At 60.2% G+C, this 21,414-nt stretch carries 23 protein-coding genes and 1 tRNA gene; 18 read left to right on the top strand and 6 right to left on the bottom strand.

Translation table 11 applies throughout. The features are described 5' to 3' along the window. Positions 1 to 117 precede the first annotated feature (117 nt). From HU743_RS17880 to HU743_RS17835, 10 genes are read left to right on the top strand one after another with little or no spacing between them, the layout of a single operon-like run. Positions 118 to 1,080, top strand: coding sequence for a DUF523 and DUF1722 domain-containing protein (locus tag HU743_RS17880; RefSeq protein ID WP_186551178.1), 963 nt, complete (start codon positions 118 to 120; stop codon positions 1,078 to 1,080). Beyond that, on the top strand, positions 1,080 to 2,021 hold the full coding sequence (locus tag HU743_RS17875) for a MerR family transcriptional regulator (protein ID WP_186650239.1): 942 nt from the start codon (positions 1,080 to 1,082) through the stop codon (positions 2,019 to 2,021). The genes HU743_RS17880 and HU743_RS17875 overlap by 1 nt, the downstream gene beginning before the upstream one ends. A 16-nt stretch (positions 2,022 to 2,037) precedes the next feature. Further along, on the top strand, positions 2,038 to 3,483 hold the full coding sequence (phrB, locus tag HU743_RS17870; protein WP_186650236.1) for a deoxyribodipyrimidine photo-lyase: 1,446 nt from the start codon (positions 2,038 to 2,040) through the stop codon (positions 3,481 to 3,483). Beyond that, positions 3,476 to 3,898: a nuclear transport factor 2 family protein gene (locus HU743_RS17865; protein WP_186650233.1), complete on the top strand. Its 423-nt coding sequence runs from the start codon at positions 3,476 to 3,478 to the stop codon at positions 3,896 to 3,898. Before phrB ends, HU743_RS17865 begins: the two co-directional genes overlap by 8 nt. After that, positions 3,895 to 4,677 (top strand): SDR family NAD(P)-dependent oxidoreductase, encoded by a 783-nt coding sequence (locus HU743_RS17860; RefSeq protein ID WP_186551174.1) that lies wholly within the window; start codon positions 3,895 to 3,897, stop codon positions 4,675 to 4,677. The genes HU743_RS17865 and HU743_RS17860 overlap by 4 nt, the downstream gene beginning before the upstream one ends. Further along, entirely contained in the window at positions 4,674 to 5,921 is a 1,248-nt protein-coding gene (locus HU743_RS17855) for an FAD-dependent oxidoreductase (RefSeq protein WP_186636843.1), read from the top strand. The genes HU743_RS17860 and HU743_RS17855 overlap by 4 nt, the downstream gene beginning before the upstream one ends. Then, positions 5,918 to 6,733, top strand: coding sequence for a DUF1365 domain-containing protein (locus tag HU743_RS17850; RefSeq protein WP_186650231.1), 816 nt, complete (start codon positions 5,918 to 5,920; stop codon positions 6,731 to 6,733). Before HU743_RS17855 ends, HU743_RS17850 begins: the two co-directional genes overlap by 4 nt. Beyond that, positions 6,720 to 7,985, top strand: a complete 1,266-nt coding sequence (locus HU743_RS17845; RefSeq protein WP_186650228.1) for a cyclopropane-fatty-acyl-phospholipid synthase family protein — start codon at positions 6,720 to 6,722, stop codon at positions 7,983 to 7,985. Before HU743_RS17850 ends, HU743_RS17845 begins: the two co-directional genes overlap by 14 nt. Continuing rightward, a complete protein-coding gene (locus HU743_RS17840; RefSeq protein ID WP_186650226.1) occupies positions 7,978 to 8,469 on the top strand; it encodes a DUF2878 domain-containing protein in 492 nt (163 codons plus the stop codon). Before HU743_RS17845 ends, HU743_RS17840 begins: the two co-directional genes overlap by 8 nt. 52 nt (positions 8,470 to 8,521) lie before the next feature. Beyond that, on the top strand, positions 8,522 to 8,827 hold the full coding sequence (locus HU743_RS17835; protein WP_186650223.1) for a YkgJ family cysteine cluster protein: 306 nt from the start codon (positions 8,522 to 8,524) through the stop codon (positions 8,825 to 8,827). Between the two features lie 93 nt (positions 8,828 to 8,920). On the opposite strand, the gene HU743_RS17830 is transcribed toward HU743_RS17835, so the two are convergent. The 6 genes from HU743_RS17830 to hemA all read right to left on the bottom strand — a co-directional run bounded on the left by HU743_RS17830 (position 8,921) and on the right by hemA (position 14,278). Further along, positions 8,921 to 9,439, bottom strand: coding sequence for an acyloxyacyl hydrolase (locus HU743_RS17830; RefSeq protein ID WP_186650220.1), 519 nt, complete (start codon positions 9,437 to 9,439; stop codon positions 8,921 to 8,923). 109 nt (positions 9,440 to 9,548) lie between these two features. Continuing rightward, on the bottom strand, positions 9,549 to 10,340 hold the full coding sequence (gene murI / locus HU743_RS17825) for a glutamate racemase (RefSeq protein ID WP_186650217.1): 792 nt from the start codon (positions 10,338 to 10,340) through the stop codon (positions 9,549 to 9,551). Continuing rightward, positions 10,333 to 11,088: a molybdopterin-synthase adenylyltransferase MoeB gene (locus HU743_RS17820; protein ID WP_186650215.1), complete on the bottom strand. Its 756-nt coding sequence runs from the start codon at positions 11,086 to 11,088 to the stop codon at positions 10,333 to 10,335. The genes murI and HU743_RS17820 overlap by 8 nt, the downstream gene beginning before the upstream one ends. Further along, a complete protein-coding gene (prmC, locus tag HU743_RS17815; protein WP_186650213.1) occupies positions 11,082 to 11,912 on the bottom strand; it encodes a peptide chain release factor N(5)-glutamine methyltransferase in 831 nt (276 codons plus the stop codon). Before prmC ends, HU743_RS17820 begins: the two co-directional genes overlap by 7 nt. Then, the gene (gene prfA, locus HU743_RS17810; protein WP_186650212.1) at positions 11,913 to 12,995 is read right to left on the bottom strand and encodes a peptide chain release factor 1; all 1,083 of its coding nucleotides are present in this window, start codon (positions 12,993 to 12,995) and stop codon (positions 11,913 to 11,915) included. Further along, positions 12,992 to 14,278, bottom strand: a complete 1,287-nt coding sequence (hemA, locus tag HU743_RS17805) for a glutamyl-tRNA reductase (protein WP_186622849.1) — start codon at positions 14,276 to 14,278, stop codon at positions 12,992 to 12,994. Before hemA ends, prfA begins: the two co-directional genes overlap by 4 nt. A gap of 182 nt (positions 14,279 to 14,460) precedes the next feature. Between hemA and HU743_RS17800 the strand changes: the two genes are divergently transcribed. The 8 genes from HU743_RS17800 to ychF all read left to right on the top strand — a co-directional run bounded on the left by HU743_RS17800 (position 14,461) and on the right by ychF (position 21,382). Continuing rightward, positions 14,461 to 16,185, top strand: a complete 1,725-nt coding sequence (locus HU743_RS17800) for a tetratricopeptide repeat protein (protein WP_186650210.1) — start codon at positions 14,461 to 14,463, stop codon at positions 16,183 to 16,185. 3 nt (positions 16,186 to 16,188) lie between these two features. After that, complete coding sequence (lolB, locus tag HU743_RS17795; RefSeq protein WP_186551161.1) at positions 16,189 to 16,806, top strand: lipoprotein insertase outer membrane protein LolB; 618 nt, start codon at positions 16,189 to 16,191, stop codon at positions 16,804 to 16,806. Positions 16,807 to 16,809: 3 nt separating this feature from the next. After that, entirely contained in the window at positions 16,810 to 17,661 is an 852-nt protein-coding gene (gene ispE / locus HU743_RS17790; protein ID WP_186551160.1) for a 4-(cytidine 5'-diphospho)-2-C-methyl-D-erythritol kinase, read from the top strand. A 36-nt stretch (positions 17,662 to 17,697) separates the two neighbouring features. Then, a tRNA-Gln gene (locus tag HU743_RS17785) sits at positions 17,698 to 17,772 on the top strand. Positions 17,773 to 17,817: 45 nt separating this feature from the next. After that, a complete protein-coding gene (locus tag HU743_RS17780) occupies positions 17,818 to 18,759 on the top strand; it encodes a ribose-phosphate pyrophosphokinase (RefSeq protein ID WP_003171603.1) in 942 nt (313 codons plus the stop codon). Between the two features lie 141 nt (positions 18,760 to 18,900). After that, complete coding sequence (locus HU743_RS17775; protein ID WP_186551159.1) at positions 18,901 to 19,503, top strand: 50S ribosomal protein L25/general stress protein Ctc; 603 nt, start codon at positions 18,901 to 18,903, stop codon at positions 19,501 to 19,503. Between the two features lie 171 nt (positions 19,504 to 19,674). Beyond that, positions 19,675 to 20,259, top strand: coding sequence for an aminoacyl-tRNA hydrolase (pth, locus tag HU743_RS17770; RefSeq protein WP_186530541.1), 585 nt, complete (start codon positions 19,675 to 19,677; stop codon positions 20,257 to 20,259). Positions 20,260 to 20,281: 22 nt separating this feature from the next. After that, the gene (gene ychF, locus HU743_RS17765) at positions 20,282 to 21,382 is read left to right on the top strand and encodes a redox-regulated ATPase YchF (RefSeq protein ID WP_186551158.1); all 1,101 of its coding nucleotides are present in this window, start codon (positions 20,282 to 20,284) and stop codon (positions 21,380 to 21,382) included. The last annotated feature ends 32 nt before the right edge of the window (positions 21,383 to 21,414 follow it).

Here is a 21,414-nt window from a genome sequence, read left to right as displayed (position 1 = left end):
CAGGCTCACTCCTACAAAAAATCTTATACAAACCATTTGACTTGTACATCCACGGATCTATGCTGAGCAAAGTTGTACAGAGACAACCCTCTGTACAGGTATAGATTCGAGGTGCTCATGTCTACTGCTTCCCTGTCCAAGCCGAAGATCGCCATCAGCGCCTGCCTGTTGGGCGAAGAAGTGCGCTTCAACGGTGGGCACAAGGAATCACGGCTGTGCAGCCGAACCCTGGCGGAATACTTCGACTTCGTGCCGCTGTGCCCGGAAGTCGCCATCGGCATGGGCATTCCTCGCGAGCCGATTCGGCTGGTCGGCGACCCGCAACAGCCCGAGGCGGTCGGCACCGTAAATCCGAGCATCAACGTCACCCGGCCACTGGCCGAGTACGGCGAAAAAATGGCCGGTGAGCTGCAAGATCTCTGCGGCTATATCTTCATGCAGCAATCGCCGTCCTGCGGGCTGGAGCGGGTCAAGGTCTATCACGCCAACGGCGCTCCGGTGAATGGTGGCGGCCGTGGTATCTATGCCCAGGCGTTCTGTGCACAGCATCCGGATTTGCCGGTGGAAGAAGCCGGACGCCTCAACGATCCGGTGCTGCGGGAAAACTTCATCACCCGCGTGCTTGCCTACAGCGCCTGGCAGCAAGTGCTCGCCCAGGGCCTGAGCCGCCGCGCCCTCACCGAATTCCACTCGCGCTACAAATACCTGCTGATGGCGCACAACCCGCTGCAATACAAAGCGTTGGGCAAATTGCTCGGCAACATGGCCGACAGCGACCCTGCGGAGCTCGGCCCGCGCTATTTCAGCGAACTGATGGCCGCGCTGAAAAAATGCGCGACCCGCGGTACCCATTGCAACGTGCTGCTGCACATCAGCGGATATTTGAAACAATCGCTGAGCGCCGAAGACAAACAGGAAATGCAGCAGGTCATCGGCCAGTACCGTCAGGGCATCGTGCCGCTGGTGGTGCCGCTGACCCTGCTCAAGCATCATTTTCGCCTCCATCCGGATCCCTACATTGCGCAACAGGTGTACCTGCAGCCGCATCCGGAAAACCTCAGTCTGCGAAACGCTATCTAATGAACGAAAAAACCGACAGCAGCGCCCAGGAAGACCTCGGCGCCGACTTCAAGAAAGCCCTCGACGAGGGCTGGCTGCCGATCCGCGAAGTCGCGCGGCAGACCGGGGTCAACGCCATTACCTTGCGTGCGTGGGAACGCCGCTACGGGCTGGTCGTACCACAGCGCACGCCCAAGGGCCACCGTTTGTATTCAGCCGAACATGTGCAGCGGATTCTGGCCATTCTCACCTGGCTCAACCGTGGCGTTGCCGTCAGCCAGGTCAAGCCGCTGCTCGATACGCCGCAAGCGTTCACTGAAACCGTGGAAAACGATTGGCAGCGCTTGCAGCAGACTTTGCTGGCGGCCGTTACCGCGCTCAATGAACGCGCGCTGGATGACAGCGTCAACCAGGCCATGGCGCTGTACCCGCCGCGCACGCTGTGCGAACAACTGCTGATGCCGTTGCTGAGCGAACTCGAACAGCGCTGGCAGGGCCAGTTCGGCGCGCAGATGGAACGGGTGTTTTTCCTGTCCTGGCTGCGCAGTAAATTCGGCGCACGCATCTACCACAACAACCGCCAACTGCATGCCGCACCGCTGCTGCTGATCAATCATTCCGACCTGCCACTGGACCCCCAACTGTGGCTGTGCGCGTGGCTGATCAGCAGCGCTGATTGCCCGGTGCAGGTGTTCGACTGGCCGCTGCCGGCCGGCGAGCTGGCGTTGACTGTCGAACAGCTCCAGGCCCGTGGCGTTCTGCTGTATTCCAGCAAAGCCCTGCAACTGGCGCAGTTGCCAAAACTGTTGGCAAACGTCGGTTGCCCGACATTGATCGCCGGACCGGCGGTGCATATCCACCACGCCGAGTTGTCCGCCAGAACTGCCGAATCCGCCGATTTATTCCTGGCTGAAGATCCGCTTGCTGCGCACCAGGCGCTGCTCGAGCGCGGTCTGATTTGATGATGAGTCCAACGACATGCAACTGATCTGGCTGCGCAGCGACTTGCGCCAACATGACAATACTGCCCTGGCGGCCGCCGCAGCGCGCGGCCCGACCGTGGCCGTTTACCTGTTGAGCCCGCAGCAATGGCTGGAACATGACGATGCGCCGTGCAAAGTGGATTTCTGGCTGCGCAATCTGCGCGAGCTGAGCACAAGTCTCGGCGCGTTGAACATTCCGTTACTGATTCGTAGCGCAGCGCACTGGAAGCAGGCGCCGGCAGAACTGCTCAAGCTCTGCCGGCAATTGAAGATCGAAGCGGTTCACGTCAACGAGGAATACGGCGTTCATGAAAGCCGTCGCGATGAAGCCGTGGCCGAAACGTTGCGGGCCGAGGGCATCGAATTCCACAGTTATCTGGATCAGTTGCTGTTCAAACCCGGCACCGTGCTGACCAAGACCGGCAGCTATTTCCAGGTGTTCAGCCAGTTCCGCAAAGTCTGCTACGAACGCCTGCACCGTTCGCTGCCGGCACGGGTCAAGGCACCGGGCAAACAGGCTGCGCTGAACATCGCCAGCGATGCGATTCCCGACGCCATCAAAGGCTTCGCCACGCCGAGCGAATCGCTGCGCGCATTGTGGCCGGCCGGCGAGGAAGAAGCGCGGCGCCGTCTCGATACGTTCACCGATGCGCAGATCGACTATTACCAGAGCGAACGCGACTTTCCGGCCAAGCCCGGCACCAGCCAGCTCTCGCCTTATCTGGCCGCCGGGGTGATCTCGCCACGCCAGTGCCTGCACGCCGCGCTGCACAGCAATCAGGGCGAGTTTGAAAGCGGCAAGGTCGGCGCGGTCACCTGGATCAACGAACTGCTGTGGCGCGAGTTCTACAAACACATCCTGGTTGGATATCCGCGGGTTTCGCGGCACCGCGCCTTCCGCCCGGAAACCGAAGCCCTGGCATGGCGTAACGCGCCGGAGGATTTGAAAGCCTGGCAAGAGGCGCGCACCGGTCTGCCAATCATTGACGCAGCGATGCGCCAATTGCTCGAAACCGGCTGGATGCACAACCGCCTGCGCATGGTGGTGGCGATGTTTCTGACCAAAAACCTGCTGATCGACTGGCGCGAAGGCGAACGCTTTTTCATGCGCCACCTGATCGATGGCGATCTGGCGGCGAACAACGGCGGTTGGCAATGGAGCTCGTCGACCGGCACCGACTCAGCGCCGTACTTTCGCATTTTCAACCCGGTCAGCCAGTCGGAAAAGTTCGACGCCGAAGGCGTGTTCATCAAGCACTGGCTGCCGGAACTGGCTGGGCTCAACAAGAAGCAAGTACACAACCCGGCCAGCGCTGGAGGGCTGTTCGGCGTAGCGGATTATCCGGCGCCGATCGTCAACCTTGGCGCTTCACGCGACCGCGCGCTGACGGCGTTCAAGAATCTGCCGTCGCGCCAGGCTGCCGGAGCCGTCGATGAGTGAATTCCTGCGCAGCTTCGCCCGGCAATTTTCCGGGTTGAACAAAGACAACCTGCATCGCCTGGGCGAGCTGTACAGCAGCGACATTCATTTCACCGATCCACTGCATGAAGTGCAGGGTCTGGCGCAACTGCAAGATTACTTCACCGAGTTGTACGCCAACGTCAGCGATCTGCGTTTCGATTTTCACGGTTTCGACCAAATTGCCGACGGTGAGGGTTACCTGCGCTGGGTCATGCGTTACCGCCACCCGCGTCTGGCCGGCGGCCGCGAGATTTGCGTCAACGGCTGTTCGCACCTGCTCTGGCGGGACAAGGTTTATCGCCACCGGGATTATTTCGATGCCGGGGCGCTGCTGTATGAACACTTGCCAATATTGGGCCGGGTGATTGCCTGGCTGAAAAGGAGAATGGGATGAGTCGTACACCTCCACGGCGTTATTGGCTGACAGGGGCCAGCAGTGGCATCGGCGCTGCATTGTGTGAGTACATCCTCAAAAGCGGCGCGCATCTGGCCGTCAGCTCACGCAACGTTGCGCCACTCAAAGTCCTGTCCCAACGCTATCCGGGACAGGTGCTAGTGGTGCCGGGAGACCTGACCGACAGTCAGACCGTGCGCGAAATCGGTGAGCAGATCACCGAGGCCTGGGGTTCGCTGGACAGCGTGATTCTCAACGCCGGCACCTGTGAATATGTCGATGCCCGCCAGTTCGATGCCTCGATCATCGAACACGTGGTGCGCACCAATCTGCTTGCCAGCAGTTACTGCATCGAAGCCGCCCTGCCCCTGCTGCGCAAAGGCACCGCGCCGCACTTGGTCGGCATGGCCAGCTCGGTGACTTACCTGCCCCTGCCACGGGCTGAAGCCTACGGCGCATCGAAGGCCGGGCTGCGTTATCTGTTCGAATCACTGCGTATCGATCTGGCGGATGAAGGCATTGAAGTCACGGTGATCAGTCCCGGTTTCGTCGAAACGCCGCTGACCGAGAAGAACGATTTCCCGATGCCGCTGAGCTGGCCTGTGGATAAAGCGGCTCGTCACATCTACGCCAAACTCAAGGACCGTCCGCTGGAAATTGCCTTTCCGGCGCTGTTCATGGCGGCGCTGTGGCCGCTGTCGAAACTGCCCGCCCGCGCTCAGCTCGCCATCGGCAAACGCATGGTGCGCAAAAACCCACCGCAGCGAGACCCGATATGAAAATCGCCGTGATTGGCAGCGGTATCGCCGGGCTCACCTGCGCCTACCTGCTCAAGCGCCGTCATGACATTACAGTGTTCGAAGCTGGCGACTGGGTCGGCGGTCATACGCACACCGTGCCGGTCAAGCACCAAGGCCAGGAGTTCGCCGTAGACACCGGGTTCATTGTCTTCAATGACTGGACCTATCCGAACTTCATCCGCTTGCTCAACCAGCTCGGCGTGGCTTTCAAACCGACCGAGATGAGTTTCTCGGTGACCGACCCGGACACCGGTGTGGAATACAACGGCAACAACCTCAACAGCCTGTTCGCCCAGCGCAGCAACCTGTTGTCGCCGGGTTTCTGGGGCATGCTGAAAGACATTCTGCGGTTCAACAAACAAGCCCAGCGTGATCTCGCCGAGTTGCGCATTGGCGCCGATACCACACTCGATGAATACCTGAAGGCTGGCGGTTACGGGGAGCGCTTCGTCCTGCATTACATCGTGCCGATGGGCGCGGCCATCTGGTCGATGCCCATGGCACAGATGCTCAATTTCCCGCTGCAGTTTTTTCTGCGTTTCTTCAAGAATCACGGGCTGCTGTCCGTCAGCGATCGGCCGCAGTGGCAAGTCATTGTCGGCGGTTCGAGCGCTTACATCGCGCCGCTGACGGCGTCATTCAGGGGCAATATTCGCCTCAATTGTGCAGTGACTCGCGTCGAGCGCAACCAACACGGCGTGGTTATCCACAGCCCGGCCGGCATCGAACACTTCGACAAAGTGGTGTTTGCCTGCCACAGCGACCAGGCCCTGCAACTGCTGGCCATCCCGAGCGATGCCGAACGGGCGATCCTCGGTGCCCTGCCCTATGCCGATAACGAAGTGGTGCTGCACACCGACACCGGCCTGTTGCCGACGCGCAAGCGGGCCTGGGCCAGCTGGAACTATCGCCTTGGCGGGCCCGGCCATACCCGCGCGGCCGTCACGTACAACATGAACATCCTGCAGGGCATCGAGAGCGACACGACGTTTTGCGTCAGCCTCAACCAAAGCGCGGGCATCGCCCCCGATAAGGTCCTCGCTCGCTACACCTACGCCCACCCGCAATACAGCCTCGCAGCGATGGCCGCGCAAAATCGCTGGGCCGAACTCGATGGTGCGCAACACACGCATTACTGCGGCGCGTACTGGGCCAATGGTTTTCATGAGGATGGTGTGGTCAGCGCCTTGCGCGTGGCGGCCTCGTTCGGTGAGACCTTATGAACAGCGCCCTGTACTCGGGCTGGATCGACCACCGACGCTTCTCGCCCCGTCGCCACCAATTCCGTTACCGGGTCGGCCTGCTCTATCTCGACCTCAGCGAGCAGGAGGCCGTGTTGGCCTTGTCGCCCCTGGCCGGTCGCAGTCGCTTTGCGCCGTTTTCGTTCCGCGAAAGCGATTATCTAAAAGCATTTACCGCTCACGGCATGCGCCTGATCGACGCCGTGCGCCAGCAGGTCGGCGCGGCCATCGGTCATGAGCCGCAAGGCGCGGTGTGCCTGCTGACCCAGCCACGCAGTTGGGGGCTGGCGTTCAATCCGGTGAGTTTCTTTTACTGCCACGAAGCCGACGGGCAACTGGCGGCGATTGTCTGCGAAGTGACCAATACGCCATGGCGCGAGCGTTATCACTACGTGCTGCCAGCGCAGACGCCGACCAGCCTGGTGGATTTCCATCAGCACTTCGCCGTGGCCAAGGCGTTTCACGTTTCGCCGTTCCTGCCGCGGGATCTGGAGTACCGCATGAGTTTCAGCCCGGCCGCGCAAACCCTCGGCGTGCACATGGCTGACTGGCAGGGCGACCACAAACTGTTCGACGCCACGCTCAATCTACGCCGCGAACCGCTCGATCGTCGCAGCCTGCACAGCTATCTGCGGCGCTTCCCGTGGATGACCGCGAAAACCGCCCTGGCGATTTACTGGCAAGCGCTGCGACTGCTGCTCAAGCGCGCGCCGATCTTCGCTCATCAGGCTGCCGACGGCAGCTTCCAAACCGCCTCTGTGCCTCCGAAGGAGCCGCACCATGAAATCCTCTAGCCTGCCACTCAGTCGCTTGAGCACCAACGGTCTGACCGGCTCGCTGCTGCGCCGTGGCGTGCTGCGTCAGTTGGCGCAGCTCAAACACGGGCAATTGATGGTCGTCGAGGATGGCGAGCAAATGCTCTTCGGCACGCCCGGCAGCGCTCTGCTCGGCGAAGTTCATGTGCTCGATCCAGCGCTGTGGGGCCTGATTGCCAGCAGCGGTTCCATCGGTGCCGGCGAAGCGTTTATCCACGGTTATTGGAGTTCACCGGACCTGACTGCCGTCGTCCGCGTCTTCGTCAGTAATCTCGATGTGCTCGATGCCATGGAAGGGGGGCTGGCGCGCCTTGGTCGGCCATTGGTGCAAGGCTTGCACTGGCTCAACCGCAACACGCGCAAGGGCTCGCAGAAAAACATCGCGGCGCATTACGACCTCGGCAATGAACTGTTTGAGCAGTTTCTCGACCCGACCATGATGTATTCCGCCGGGCAATTCCTCACGCCCACCGACACGCTGGAACAGGCGCAGTTGAACAAACTGGAACGGATCTGCCAGAAACTTGCTCTCCAGCCCAGCGACCATCTGCTGGAAATCGGCACGGGCTGGGGCAGCATGGCGCTCTACGCAGCGCAGCATTATGGTTGCCGCGTGACCACCACTACCCTGTCGAAAGAGCAGTACGCGTTCACCGCCAACCGCATCGAGCAACTGGGCTTGCAGGGTCGCGTCACCCTGCTGCTCAAGGATTACCGCGACCTCAGCGGCGAGTACGACAAACTGGTGTCGATCGAGATGATCGAAGCGGTCGGCCATCGCTTCCTGCCGACCTATTTCAAGCAATGCGCGCGCCTGCTCAAGAGCAACGGCTTGATGCTGTTGCAGGCAATCACCATTCGCGAACAGCGCTATGAACAGGCCCGGCGCAGCGTCGATTTCATCCAGCGCTATATCTTCCCTGGCGGCGCCTTGCCCTCGGTGCAGAAAATGCTCGACGTGGTCAGTCGCGACACCGACATGAACCTGCTGCACATGGAAGATTTCGGCCTGCACTACGCCAGGACCCTGCGCCTGTGGCACGAGAACTTTCGCCTGGCCCATGGCCGTTTGAATGAATTGGGCTACGACGATTATTTCCTGCGGCTGTGGGAATTTTACCTGTGCTACTGCGAGGGTGGCTTCCTCGAGCGCACCATCGGCACCGCGCAACTGTTGCTGGCCAAACCGGCGGCGATGCCGACGCCTCTGCTCGGCCGCTTCGATGCTTGAGCGTGCGGCCAATGCCGTGCTGTTTCAGCTCGGCTGGCTGGCCTGCGTGCTGGGCGGCGACAGCTTGTGGCTACTGCTGGCCCTGGCGGTGTTGGTGATCCATCTGCGCTGGATCGGCAGTTGGGCGGCGGAGGGCCGTTTGATTCTTTGCGTGGTCATTGTCGGCATCGCGGTGGACGGGGTTTTGCGTTACCTCGGGGTGTTTCGGTTCGAGGATGCTTCGCCGCTGATTCCGCTCTGGCTGATGCTGCTCTGGGCGCTGCTGGCCACGACTTTGCGCCATTGCCTTGAATGGAGCGCCCGGCCATGGTGGCTGGCCAGCGGCCTCGGTGCGGTGGGCGGGGCGATGTCCTACTACGGCGGTGGGCGCCTGGCCGGGGTGCAATTCCCCTACGGCGAGGTCGCCACGCTGATCGTCATCGGCCTGCTCTGGGCTCTGCTGTTTCCACTGCTACACGTAATGGCTCGACGCCTGGCGCCTTGAGCGTCCGTCTGCGCGTTCACACCCACAGCGATCACTGCCTTACACTGGCGCCATGAAAACCATTCCTCATACGCAAATCGCCGAACCGGCAGTCACCTGTTCGACCTGCGCCGCGTGCTGTTGCCAGCTCGAAGTGCTGCTGATCACCGACACCGGCGTGCCGGATCGCTTTATCGATACCGATGAGTGGGGCGGCGAAGTCATGCTGCGCCTGGACGACGGCTGGTGCGCGGCGCTGGACCGCGACAGCATGATGTGCACGATCTACGAGAAACGCCCACTGATCTGCCGCGAGTTTGAAATGGGCGCACCGGAGTGCATCGAAGAGCGCCGAGGCATATCTACCGTCTACCGCTGATTCACAAGCAAAAGATCGCAGCCTTCGGCAGCTCCTACAGGGAATGATTTCTCCTGTGGGAGCTGCCGAACGCTGCGATCTTTTGAACTTTATTTACAGCGGCATCGAGTAATGCAGTGAGTAGCTTTCTACACCATCGTTGTCGCTGGACAGACCGGCGTTGGAATAGTGCGTGGCACGGATTCCGACTTCGTGGCCGCCATTGAAGCGCAGGCCGAAACCGAGACGGTCTTCGAACTGGAAGGAGCCGCCCAGTTTGTTGTCTTCGTATTCGGTGTTGGAGAACAACGCCACGCCGATACCGGCTTCAACGTAAGGTTTAACCGACTGACCGGAAAATTCGTAAACAAACACTGGCGAGAACGACAGGCTGTTGTTGCTGGAAGTCTTGTCACCTTCCCAATAGGTGTAGGCGCCACTCCAGTAACCGGTCAGGCGGCCGACATCGCTCTGCAGCCAGCTCTTGTCCCAATCGAAATTCATGCCCAGACGATAAGTCATGGTCGAATCGCTGGTCCCGCCCACCGCAAACTCTACGTCCGCAGCCTGTGCAGAAAGACTTTGCCCCATCAGTGCGGCCGCAATCGCGGCCAAGCAGAATAGTCGCTTCACTTTGAAACTTCCTTTTCCGGAACGATCGTTTGGTTTTAGTGCTTCTGTCGCTATAGAAATCTGCGCTTGGTCAGAAGTTCAGCGTTTTTTTAGTTATTTCACATTTTTTTTACAAGTCGAAGTTTTGCACATTCGACGCAGTTTGGCCCAGCAACGGTAGGATTTTTCTGAGGGATTGCGGATCAGCGCTGGTCCAGAACTTCACAGGCAGGCTCGGACCCTGCGCGAGCAGATCGCGCTCGGCGAGCAAACGCTGAAGCTGCCGGGCCACGGCGGCTCCGGTGTCGATCAGGCTTATATCGTCGCCGATCATCGACCTGAGCAGCGGCCTGAGGAACGGATAGTGCGTGCAGCCAAGAATGATCGTGTCGCAGCCTTGAGCCAATAATGGCGTGACATAACCTTGCAACAACGCGCGCAGGTCGGCGCTGTGCAAATCGCCGTTTTCAATCCGTTCGACCAGCCCCGGACACGGCTGGGTGATGACTCTGACATCAGCCGCGAAGCGATCAAGCAACGCGGCAAACTTGGCGCTTTGCAAAGTCCCCGTCGTCGCCAGCACGCCGACTACGCCACTGCGCGTGGCCGCTGCGGCGGGTTTGACCGCCGGTTCCATGCCGACAATCGGCCAGTCGGGATAGTCGCGACGAAGATCGGCGACGCCCGCCACTGTCGCGGTGTTACACGCCAGCACCAGCGCCTTGGCGCCCTGCTCGCGGAAAAAAGCAGCCATCACGCTGCAACGCTGACGGATGAACTCCGGGGTTTTTTCACCGTAAGGAATGTGCCCGCAATCGCCGAGATAAAGCAGCGATTCATTGGGCAGCAAACGCTGGATCTCTGCCAATACCGACAAGCCGCCGACGCCGGAGTCGAACACGCCGATCGGCGCTTCACGCATGGCGCGAACCACAGACGCTGCACCCTGGATCGCGCTTGACCCGCAACTCACGGAAACGTGAACCCAGCGCATCGATCAGCAGCAAGCGGCCAACCAGCGGTTCGCCGAAGCCGACCAGCACTTTCAAGGCTTCCAGCGCCTGGAGGCTGCCGACCAGACCGACCAGCGGCCCGACCACGCCGGCCTCGCTGCAGGTCAGTTCGGCCTCGCTGCCGTGACCATACAGGCAGTGATAACAAGGGCTTTCGGCACGCCGTGGGTCGAACACCGACAACTGCCCTTCCAGGCGAATCGCCGCGCCGCTGACCAAAGGTTTGCGTGCGACAACACACGCGGCGTTGACCGCTTCGCGGGTGGCAAAATTATCCGAACAGTCGAGCACCAGATCCACTGCCGCTACGGCAGCGGCCAGTGAGTCCTCGTCCAGCGCCTGACGATGGGCGATCAGTTGAATCTCGGGATTGATCGCGCCCAGGCGTTTGAGCGCCGAGTCGACTTTGCTCAGACCGACGCTGTCGGTGTCATGAATAATCTGGCGCTGCAGGTTGGTCAGGTCGACCGTATCGAAATCCGCCAAATGCAGCTCGCCCACGCCCGCCGCCGCCAGATACAGGGCCACCGGCGCGCCAAGTCCGCCGAGGCCGACAATCAACACCCGACTGGCTTTGAGCTTCAACTGGCCGTCAATGTCGATGTGTTGCAGCAGAATCTGCCGGCTGTAGCGCAGCAACTCCTGATCATTCAGCACGGCAGGCGCCCCAGACTGATGCGTTGATGGCCGCCCAGATCGGTACGGCTGTGGACCTCTTCAAAGCCACGGCTCAGCAGCAGATCCCGCACAGCCTGGGCCTGATCATAGCCGTGCTCGAGCATCAGCCAGCCGCCGGCGTGCAGATGATCCGGAGCCTGGGCGACGATCAGGCGCAAATCGTCGAGGCCGTCTTCCCCGGCGATCAGCGCGCTGGCCGGTTCGAAACGCACGTCACCTTCGATCAGATGCGGATCGGCGGCGGCGATGTACGGCGGGTTGCTGATGATCAACCCAAAGCGTTGGCCTTCAAGTGCACTGAACCAATGGCTGCTGAGCACCGTGACGTTATCCAATTGCAGGCGCTGGCGATTGCGTTCGGCCAACGCCACGGCTTCGAGCACACGATCCACGGCGATGACTTTCCACGCCGGACGTTCACTGGCCAAGGCCAGAGCGATTGCGCCGCTGCCAGTGCCGAGGTCGAGCACCGTTGCCGGGGTCGCTGGCAACAGTTCCAGCGCCGCCTCCACCAGCAACTCGGTGTCCGGGCGTGGAATCAGCGTATGCGGCGCGACTTCCAGGTCGAGTTTCCAGAAGCCTTGCTGGCCGAGGATATACGCCACCGGCTCACCACTGCGGCGCCGTTGCAGGTATTCGGCAAAGGTCAGCGCCGCTTCGCTCGGCACAATGCGCTCGGGCCAGGTGTGCAGAAAACTGCGCGACTTACCCAAAGCGGCGGCAAGGAGCAGTTCAGCGTCCAGGCGCGCGGTGGGCGAGTCCGGCAGCTCGGCGGCGCGCAACAGGCTGGCAATGATGGTCATTTATTCACCTATCGCGGCGAGTTGGTCAGCCTGGTATTCGGCCAGCAACGGCTCGATTACGGCCTCCACGCCGCCGGCGAGAATTTCATCAAGCGAATACAGGGTCAGGTTGACCCGATGGTCGGTGACCCGGCCCTGAGCGAAGTTGTAGGTGCGAATCCGCTCGGAGCGATCGCCGGAGCCGACCAGCAACTTGCGCTCGCTGGCGATGGCGTTGGCCGCCGCAGCAGTCTGCTGATCGTTGAGCTTGGCCGACAGCCACGCCATCGCCCGGGCACGGTTCTTGTGCTGGGAACGTTCTTCCTGGCACTCGACGACGGTGCCGGTCGGGATGTGGGTGATGCGGATCGCAGAATCGGTCGTGTTGACGTGCTGACCACCGGCCCCGGAGGAGCGGAAAGTGTCGACGCGCAAATCCGCCGGGTTGATCTCGATGGCTTCCCGTTCGTCCGGCTCGGGCAACACCGCCACGGTGCAGGCCGAGGTGTGGATACGGCCCTGGGATTCGGTGGCGGGTACACGCTGTACGCGGTGCGCGCCGGACTCGAACTTGAGCTTGCCGTAAACGTTGTCGCCTTCTATGCGGGCGATGACTTCTTTATAGCCACCGTGTTCGCCTTCGTTTTCCGAGAGGATCTCCACCCGCCAGCCACGGCGCTCGGCGTAGCGCGAGTACATGCGGAACAGGTCGCCGGAAAAGATCGCCGCCTCGTCGCCACCGGTGCCGGCGCGGATCTCGAGAAACACGTTGCGGCCGTCGTTGGGATCCTTGGGCAGCAGCATGCGTTGCAGATCGGACTCCAGCGTGACCAGCAATTCCTTGGCTTCGCGGACTTCTTCCACGGCCATTTCGCGCATGTCCGGGTCGCTGTCCTTGAGCAACGCCTGGGCGCCTTCAAGATCGCTTTGTACGCCGAGCAGCTTTTTATAGCCGGCCACTACAGGCTCCAGTTCGGCATACTCCTTGGAATACGCGCGGAATTTGGCCTGATCGGAAATGACTTCGGCGTCGCCGAGCAGCGCGGTCAGTTCCTCGAAACGGTCCTGGAGAATGTCCAGCTTGTTGAGCAGTGACGCTTTCATTGCGGTTTTTTATCCGAAAAACTATCCGGTGAGCCCTCAAGGGCAAAGAGTTCCTGGGCCATGGCCAGCGCATCGAGGCGGCCTTCGGCAGACAGCTTTTTCAGTTGCACGCTGGGTGCATGCAAGAGTTTGTTGGTCAGGCCACGGGCCAGTTGGCCCAGCACGTCTTCGGCGTTGCCGCCGTTGGCCAGCAGGCGCAGGGCCTTCTGCAATTCTTCGTCGCGCAGCCGTTCGCTCTGTTGACGATAGGCCTTGAGCACGTCGACTGCCGCCAGCTCGCGCAGGCGCACCATGAAATCGTCGGCGCCGACCGAGACCATCTCTTCCGCCGCCTGGGCTGCGCCCTGACGACTCTTGAGGTTCTCGGCGACCACTTCGTGCAGATCGTCGACGCTGTAGAGGTAAACGTCGTCGAGTTCGCCGACTTCCGGCTCGATGTCCCGGGGCACGGCAATGTCGACCATGAAGATCGGCTTGTGCTTGCGCAGCTTCAACGCGCTTTCCACCGCGCCTTTGCCGAGAATCGGCAACTGACTGGCGGTCGAACTGATGACGATGTCGCTGCGCACCAGTTCCGCGGGGATGTCCGACAGCAGCACCGCGTGGGCACCAAACTGTTCGGCCAACTGACTGGCGCGCTCCAGCGTACGGTTGGCGACGACGATGCGCTTGACCCCCAGTTCATGCAAATGGCGGGCGACCAGCGTAATGGTCTCGCCAGCGCCGATCAGCAGGGCCTGGCTGCGCTGCAAGTCGCTGAAAATCTGTTTCGCCAGACTGACCGCGGCGAACGCCACGGAAACCGGGTTTTCGCCGATGGCCGTGTCGGTGCGCACCTGCTTGGCCGCATTGAACGTCGCCTGAAACAGCCGTCCCAGCAGCGGACCGATGGTGCCGGCCTCGCGAGCCACGGCGTAGGCCGACTTCATCTGGCCGAGAATCTGCGGTTCACCCAACACCAGCGAGTCGAGTCCTGCGGCGACGCGCATCATGTGACGAACGGCCGCATCGTCTTCATGCACATAAGCACTGGCCCGCAGCTCTTCGAGGCTCAAATGGTGATAATCGGCCAGCCAGCGCAGCACGGTATCGGCCGACAGCTGATCCTGTTCTATATAAAGCTCACTGCGATTGCAGGTGGAGAGGATCGCAGCTTCGCGGCTGTCGGTCAGTCGGCAGAGCTGTTGCAAGGCTTCCACCAGTTGCTCAGGCGTAAAGGCCACGCGCTCGCGCACGTCTACTGATGCAGTCTTGTGGTTGATACCGAGTGCAAGGAAGGCCATTCAAGGTCGCTGATGGTGACGTGAAGCCGGCAATTGTCCTACTTCGAAAGATTCAGAACAACTACCGCTGACTATTGTCCCAATCGTCAGCCCCTATAATGGCCACAATTGAGTCTCGGTTATGTTTGGCCGAAGGCTTGTGTCATGATGATCCGACCGCAGGTTAGTCGTCCTCTTCCTATATGAATAGATCTTCCGCGTTGCTCCTCGCTTTTGTGTTCCTCAGCGGCTGCCAGGCCTTGGCCCCCGTTGCGCCGGACGGTACTCCGCCGACCGAAGACACCACGCCCGCGCCTGAAAAACCCAAGGTCTACAGCTCGTTCAGCGAGGAAACCGTGTTCAGCCTGCTGAGCGCCGAGCTCGCCGGTCAGCGCAATCGTTTCGACATTGCCCTGGACAACTACGTGACCCAGGCCATCAACACGCAGGACCCGGGTGTTTCCGAGCGCGCCTTTCGCATCGCCGAATACCTGGGCGCCGATCAACCGGCCCTCGATACCGCATTGATCTGGGCACGCAACGCTCCGGACGACCTCGAAGCGCAACGCGCCGCCGCCGTGCAACTGGCCCGCGCCGGGCGTTACGACGACTCCATGGTCTACATGGAAAAAGTCCTGCAGGGCAAGGGCGACACCCATTTCGATTTCCTCGCGCTGTCGGCCGCCGACACCGATCAGGAAACCCGCAATGGTCTGATGAAAAGCTTCGACCGTTTGCTGCAACGGCACCCGAACAACAATCAACTGATTTTTGGCAAGGCTTTGCTTTTGCAGCAGGACGGCGACAATCAAGGCGCCCTGACGCTGCTCGAAGACAACCCGCCGGAAGACGGCGAAGTTGCCCCGATTTTGCTGCGCGCGCGCCTGCTGCAAGTGTTGAACCGTGGCGACGAAGCACTGCCGCTGTTGCAGAAAAGCATCAAAAAATACCCGGACGACAAGCGCCTGCGCCTGACCTATGCGCGCATGCTGGTCGAGCAGGACCGGATGGATGACGCCAAGACCGAGTTCTCCAGCCTGGTTCAGCAGTACCCGGAAGACGACGAATTGCGCTACTCCCTCGCGCTGGTGTGCCTGGAAGCCAAGGCCTGGGATGAAGCCAAAGGCTATCTGGAAGACCTGATCGCGCGCGAAAGCCATGTCGATTCGGCGCACCTGAACCTGGGGCGCATTGCCGAAGAACGTAACGACCCGCAAGGCGCGCTGATCGAATACGCGCAGGTTGGTCCGGGCAACGACTATCTGCCGGCGCAATTGCGTCAGGCCGATATCCTGATGAACAACGGCAAGACCGCTGAAGCACAAAGCAAACTGGCCGCCGAACGTGACGAGCAGCCTGATTATGCGATCCAGCTGTACCTGATCGAGGCGGAAACCCTGTCGGCCAACAAGCAAGAAGCCAAAGCCTGGCAAGTTTTGCAGCAGGCCCTGCAGAAATACCCGGACGATCTCAATCTGCTGTACACCCGGGCGATGCTCGCAGAAAAACGCAATGACCTGGCGCAGATGGAAAAAGACCTGCGCCTGATCATCAAGCGCGACCCGGACAACGCCATGGCGCTCAACGCGCTGGGCTACACCCTGTCCGACCGCACCACCCGCTACGCCGAAGCCAAGACGCTGATCGAGCAGGCCCACCAGATCAACCCGGAAGACCCGGCCGTACTCGACAGCCTCGGCTGGGTGAATTACCGCCTGGGCAATCTGGACGACGCGGAGAAATATCTGCGCCAGGCGCTCGAGCGTTTCCCTGACCACGAAGTGGCCGCGCATCTGGGCGAAGTGTTGTGGGCCAAGGGTAATCAGCGCGAAGCCAGACAAGTGTGGGGCAAATTCCTCAAGGATCAGCCCGACAGCACCATCCTGCGCAGCACCATCAAGCGCCTGACCGGATCCGAGACTCTTTAACTCATGTTTTTGCGCCACGTTATTGTTTTCAGTTTTATCGCCCTGCTCGCCGGTTGCGCGGGTTTCGGCGCCCGTGAATCGGTCGAAGGCCACGGCAGCCCGGCCCAGTGGGCGGCGAACAAACAACAACTGACCGGCCTCGATGGCTGGCAGATCGACGGCAAGATCGGCATCCGCGCGCCAAAGGATTCCGGCAGCGGCACGCTGTTCTGGCTGCAACGCCAGGATTACTACGACATTCGTTTGTCCGGCCCGCTGGGTCGCGGCGCAGCACGCCTGACCGGACGTCCGGGCAAGGTGTCGCTGGAAGTCGCCAACCAGGGCCGCTACGAATCGCAGTCCCCGGAAGCCCTGCTGGAGGAGCAACTGGGCTGGAAACTGCCAGTGTCGAATCTGGCCTGGTGGGTCCGTGGCCTGCCAGCGCCGGAAAGCAAAAGTCGCCTGAATCTGGACGCCGACAGCCGCCTGGCCAGCCTCGAACAGGATGGCTGGAAAGTCGAGTACACCGCCTACACCCAGCAGAACGGCTACTGGCTACCCGAGCGCATCAAGTTGCACGGCACTGATCTCGACGTCACGCTCGTGATCAAGACCTGGCAACCACGCAAGCTGGGGCAATAACCCATGGCCGCTGCACGCTTGACCCTGCCTTCGCCGGCCAAACTCAATTTGATGCTGCACATTCTGGGTCGCCGCGAAGACGGTTATCACGAGTTGCAGACGTTGTTTCAGTTCCTCGATTACGGTGATGACATCACCTTTGCCGTGCGCGATGACGGGGTGATCCGACTGCATACCGAATTCGCCGGCGTGCCCCACGACAGCAACCTGATCGTGCGCGCAGCGAAAATGTTGCAGCAACAGTCCGGCTGCGCGCTGGGCATCGACATCTGGATCGACAAAGTGCTGCCCATGGGCGGCGGCATCGGCGGCGGCAGTTCAAACGCGGCCACGACCTTGCTCGGCCTCAACCATCTCTGGCAACTGGGTTGGGATGAAGATCGCCTGGCCGCTCTGGGCTTGTCACTGGGCGCTGACGTACCGGTTTTCGTCCGTGGCCACGCGGCGTTTGCCGAGGGCGTGGGCGAGAAACTGACCCCGGTCGATCCCGAAGAACCGTGGTATCTGGTGCTCGTGCCGCAAGTCTCTGTAAGTACGGCAGAAATTTTTTCCGATCCTTTGTTGACACGTAACACGCCGCCCATTAAAGTGCGCCCCGTTCCCGAGGGAAACAGTCGAAATGACTGCTTGCCGGTGGTTGCAAGGCGTTATCCAGAAGTACGTAACGCATTGGATTTGTTAGGTAAATTTACCGAAGCAAAGCTCACCGGAACTGGAAGTTGTGTGTTTGGGGGCTTCCCAAGCAAAGCTGAAGCTGATAAAGTCTCGGCCCTTCTGACAGAGACCCTTTCAGGATTTGTAGCAAAAGGAAGCAACGTTTCGATGTTGCATCGCAAGCTGCAAAGTCTGCTCTAAAGGAATCAAGTGCCAGGCACTTGAAGCAACAGATACAGGGGCGTCGCCAAGCGGTAAGGCAGCAGGTTTTGATCCTGCCATGCGTTGGTTCGAATCCAGCCGCCCCTGCCATTTTCTCTACTCATCCAGGTTACCCTCAGCCTCTAGGTACTGCGCGTGTCCAAGATGATGGTCTTTACGGGGAACGCTAACCCCGATCTGGCTCGGCGTGTTGTACGTCAGCTGCATATCCCTCTCGGTGACATCTCTGTCGGCAAGTTTTCCGACGGCGAAATCACAGCCGAGATCAATGAAAACGTTCGCGGTAAAGACGTTTTCATTATTCAGCCGACCTGCGCTCCGACAAACGATAACCTGATGGAACTGGTAGTGATGGCTGACGCCTTCCGCCGCTCCTCGGCTACTCGTATCACTGCTGTTATTCCTTATTTTGGTTATGCCCGTCAGGATCGCCGTCCGCGTTCCGCACGTGTGGCCATCAGCGCGAAAGTCGTCGCTGACATGCTTACCGTAGTCGGCATCGACCGTGTTCTCACGGTTGATCTGCATGCTGACCAGATTCAGGGCTTCTTCGATATTCCGGTAGATAACATCTACGGCTCCCCGGTTCTGGTGGATGACATTGAAGATCAGCGCTTCGAAAACCTGATGATCGTATCCCCGGACATTGGTGGCGTCGTGCGTGCACGTGCCGTGGCCAAGTCGCTGGGCGTTGATCTCGGGATCATCGACAAACGCCGTGAGAAAGCCAATCACTCTGAAGTGATGCATATCATCGGTGATGTCGAAGGGCGTACCTGTATTCTCGTCGATGACATGGTCGATACCGCCGGCACTCTGTGCCACGCGGCCAAGGCCCTGAAAGAGCATGGCGCAGCCAAGGTCTTTGCCTACTGCACACACCCTGTGCTGTCGGGCCGGGCCATCGAGAATATCGAAAATTCCGTGCTGGACGAGCTGGTGGTCACTAACACCATCCCGCTGTCCGCAGCAGCACAAGCCTGTGCACGTATCCGTCAACTGGATATCGCACCGGTTGTTGCCGAAGCGGTTCGCCGCATCAGCAATGAAGAATCGATCAGCGCGATGTTCCGTTAAGGGCCCTGCCCTTCACGAAATGTCTCGTTGACGAAAAGCGCCCCGCCCCGGCATACCTGTCGGGGCGGGGCTTTTTTGCCCATACCGTGTTCGGCGCTGGTCGCAAACGCCACTCGGTCATGGCTATTTTGGAGATACACAATGAACGATTTTACTCTGAATGCTGAAGTGCGTTCCGACCTGGGGAAAGGTGCGAGCCGCCGCCTGCGTCGTCTCGCAAGCCTGGTTCCAGCTGTAGTTTACGGTGGCGAAAAAGCCCCTGAATCCATCAGCATGCTGGCCAAAGAAGTTGCCAAACTGCTCGAAAACGAAGCGGCTTACAGCCACATCATCGAGCTGAACGTTGGTGGCACCAAGCAAAACGTCATCATCAAGGCACTGCAGCGTCACCCGTCCAAGGGCCACGTGCTGCACGCTGACTTCGTACGCGTTGTTGCCGGCCAGAAACTGACCGCCATCGTTCCTGTGCACTTCATCAACGAAGCTGCTCCAGTGAAGAAAGGCGGCGAGATTTCGCACGTTATCGCTGAAATCGAAGTGTCCTGCCTGCCGAAAGATCTGCCTGAATTCATCGAAGTCGACCTGGCTGACGCTGAAATCGGCTCGATCATTCACCTGTCGGACCTCAAAGCTCCTAAAGGCGTTGAGTTCGTTGCTCTGGCACACGGCGATGACAAGGCTGTTGCCAACGTCCACGCTCCACGTGTTGCTCCAGAAGCTACTGAAGAAGGCGCAGCAGAGTAATTCACTCTGTATAGCCTGAGTGAGCAAGTAACATCGCGGACTGGAACGTAGCGAGAAAGCGGGCGAGAACGCGAAGTTTACATCCATGGTAAATGAGCATTTTTCGTCCACTTTCGCCGCTTTCCCTGATCGCGGCGATGTTATCCACCACTCCAAGGAAGGGCCCCTATCGTGACTGCCATCAAACTGATCGTTGGCCTGGGTAATCCAGGCGCTGAATACGAACAGACCCGGCATAACGCAGGGGCCCTTTTTGTTGAGCGCATCGCCCACGCACAGAATGTGAATCTGGTGGCCGATCGCAAATATTTCGGCCTGACCGGGCGCTATTCGCATCAGGGTCAGGATGTTCGTCTGCTGATTCCCACCACCTACATGAACCGCAGCGGCCAGGCCGTGGCGGCACTCGCCGGTTTCTTCCGCATCCAGCCTGAAGAAATCCTCGTGGCGCACGACGAACTCGATCTGCCTCCGGGCGTTGCCAAGCTCAAGCAAGGCGGCGGCCATGGCGGTCACAACGGGTTGCGCGACATCATTGCGCAACTGGGCAATCAGAACACGTTCTACCGCCTGCGGCTTGGCATTGGCCACCCGGGCGTTGCCAGTATGGTTTCAAATTTCGTCCTGGGTCGTGCGCCACGCGCCGAACAGGAAAAACTCGATGCCAGCATCGATTTTGCCCTCGGCGTGCTGCCGGATATCCTCGCCGGTGAATGGAACCGCGCGATGAAAAACCTGCACAGCCAGAAGGCCTGACTCTACTCCGAGGGGAAACACCATGGGATTCAATTGCGGCATCGTCGGCCTGCCTAACGTCGGCAAGTCCACCCTGTTCAACGCCCTGACCAAATCCGGTATCGCGGCGGAGAACTTCCCCTTCTGCACCATCGAGCCGAACAGCGGCATCGTGCCGATGCCGGATCCGCGTCTGGAAGCACTGGCGGCCATCGTCAATCCGAAGCGCATCCTGCCGACCACCATGGAATTCGTCGACATCGCAGGCCTCGTCGCCGGCGCCTCGAAAGGCGAAGGCCTGGGCAACAAGTTCCTCGCCAACATCCGCGAAACCGATGCCATCGCTCACGTCGTGCGCTGCTTCGAAGACGACAACGTGATCCACGTCTCCAACAGCGTCGATCCGAAACGCGACATTGAAATCATCGATCTGGAACTGATTTTCGCCGACCTCGACAGCTGCGAAAAACAACTGCAGAAAGTCGCGCGCAACGCCAAGGGCGGTGACAAGGATGCAGTGGTTCAGAAAGCGCTGCTGGAGCAACTGATCGCGCATTTCACCGAAGCCAAACCGGCACGCAGCCTGATGAAGAACATGAGCGCGGATGAGAAAGCCGTGATCAAGGGCTTCCACCTGCTGACCACCAAACCGGTCATGTACATCGCCAACGTTGCTGAAGACGGTTTCGAGAACAACCCGCACCTGGACGTGGTTCGTGCCATCGCCGAAGAAGAAGGCGCCATGGTCGTTCCGGTCTGCAACAAGATCGAAGCGGAAATCGCCGAGCTCGATGACGGCGAAGAGAAAGACATGTTCCTCGAGGCCCTGGGCCTGGAAGAGCCTGGCCTGAACCGCGTGATCCGCGCCGGCTACGAAATGCTGCACCTGCAGACCTACTTCACCGCCGGTGTCGAAGAAGTCCGCGCCTGGACCGTCAAGGTCGGCGCCACCGCGCCACAAGCCGCTGGCGTGATCCACACCGACTTCGAAAAAGGCTTTATCCGCGCTGAAGTCATCGCCTACAACGACTTCATCCAGTACAAAGGCGAAGCCGGTGCGAAAGAGGCCGGCAAATGGCGCCTGGAAGGCAAGGATTACATCGTCAAGGACGGCGACGTGATGCACTTCCGCTTTAACGTCTAAGCGACGGCCCCCCGAGAAAAAGCCGCGTTTGA

The organism is Pseudomonas sp. SWRI99, from assembly GCF_014270125.1.
In the GTDB taxonomy this organism is placed as follows: Bacteria; Pseudomonadota; Gammaproteobacteria; order Pseudomonadales; family Pseudomonadaceae; genus Aquipseudomonas; species Aquipseudomonas hamedanensis.
This window is presented reverse-complemented; position numbering and strand designations above follow the sequence as displayed.

Coding starts and splice junctions, on each gene's coding strand:
- HU743_RS17880 (WP_186551178.1), top strand. CDS start 118: ATGTCTACTGCTTCCCTGTCCAAGCCGAAGATCGCCATCAGCGCCTGC.
- HU743_RS17875 (WP_186650239.1), top strand. CDS start 1,080: ATGAACGAAAAAACCGACAGCAGCGCCCAGGAAGACCTCGGCGCCGAC.
- phrB (WP_186650236.1), top strand. CDS start 2,038: ATGCAACTGATCTGGCTGCGCAGCGACTTGCGCCAACATGACAATACT.
- HU743_RS17865 (WP_186650233.1), top strand. CDS start 3,476: ATGAGTGAATTCCTGCGCAGCTTCGCCCGGCAATTTTCCGGGTTGAAC.
- HU743_RS17860 (WP_186551174.1), top strand. CDS start 3,895: ATGAGTCGTACACCTCCACGGCGTTATTGGCTGACAGGGGCCAGCAGT.
- HU743_RS17855 (WP_186636843.1), top strand. CDS start 4,674: ATGAAAATCGCCGTGATTGGCAGCGGTATCGCCGGGCTCACCTGCGCC.
- HU743_RS17850 (WP_186650231.1), top strand. CDS start 5,918: ATGAACAGCGCCCTGTACTCGGGCTGGATCGACCACCGACGCTTCTCG.
- HU743_RS17845 (WP_186650228.1), top strand. CDS start 6,720: ATGAAATCCTCTAGCCTGCCACTCAGTCGCTTGAGCACCAACGGTCTG.
- HU743_RS17840 (WP_186650226.1), top strand. CDS start 7,978: ATGCTTGAGCGTGCGGCCAATGCCGTGCTGTTTCAGCTCGGCTGGCTG.
- HU743_RS17835 (WP_186650223.1), top strand. CDS start 8,522: ATGAAAACCATTCCTCATACGCAAATCGCCGAACCGGCAGTCACCTGT.
- murI (WP_186650217.1), bottom strand. CDS start 10,340: ATGCGTGAAGCGCCGATCGGCGTGTTCGACTCCGGCGTCGGCGGCTTG.
- prmC (WP_186650213.1), bottom strand. CDS start 11,912: ATGACCATCATTGCCAGCCTGTTGCGCGCCGCCGAGCTGCCGGACTCG.
- prfA (WP_186650212.1), bottom strand. CDS start 12,995: ATGAAAGCGTCACTGCTCAACAAGCTGGACATTCTCCAGGACCGTTTC.
- hemA (WP_186622849.1), bottom strand. CDS start 14,278: ATGGCCTTCCTTGCACTCGGTATCAACCACAAGACTGCATCAGTAGAC.
- HU743_RS17800 (WP_186650210.1), top strand. CDS start 14,461: ATGAATAGATCTTCCGCGTTGCTCCTCGCTTTTGTGTTCCTCAGCGGC.
- lolB (WP_186551161.1), top strand. CDS start 16,189: ATGTTTTTGCGCCACGTTATTGTTTTCAGTTTTATCGCCCTGCTCGCC.
- ispE (WP_186551160.1), top strand. CDS start 16,810: ATGGCCGCTGCACGCTTGACCCTGCCTTCGCCGGCCAAACTCAATTTG.
- HU743_RS17775 (WP_186551159.1), top strand. CDS start 18,901: ATGAACGATTTTACTCTGAATGCTGAAGTGCGTTCCGACCTGGGGAAA.
- ychF (WP_186551158.1), top strand. CDS start 20,282: ATGGGATTCAATTGCGGCATCGTCGGCCTGCCTAACGTCGGCAAGTCC.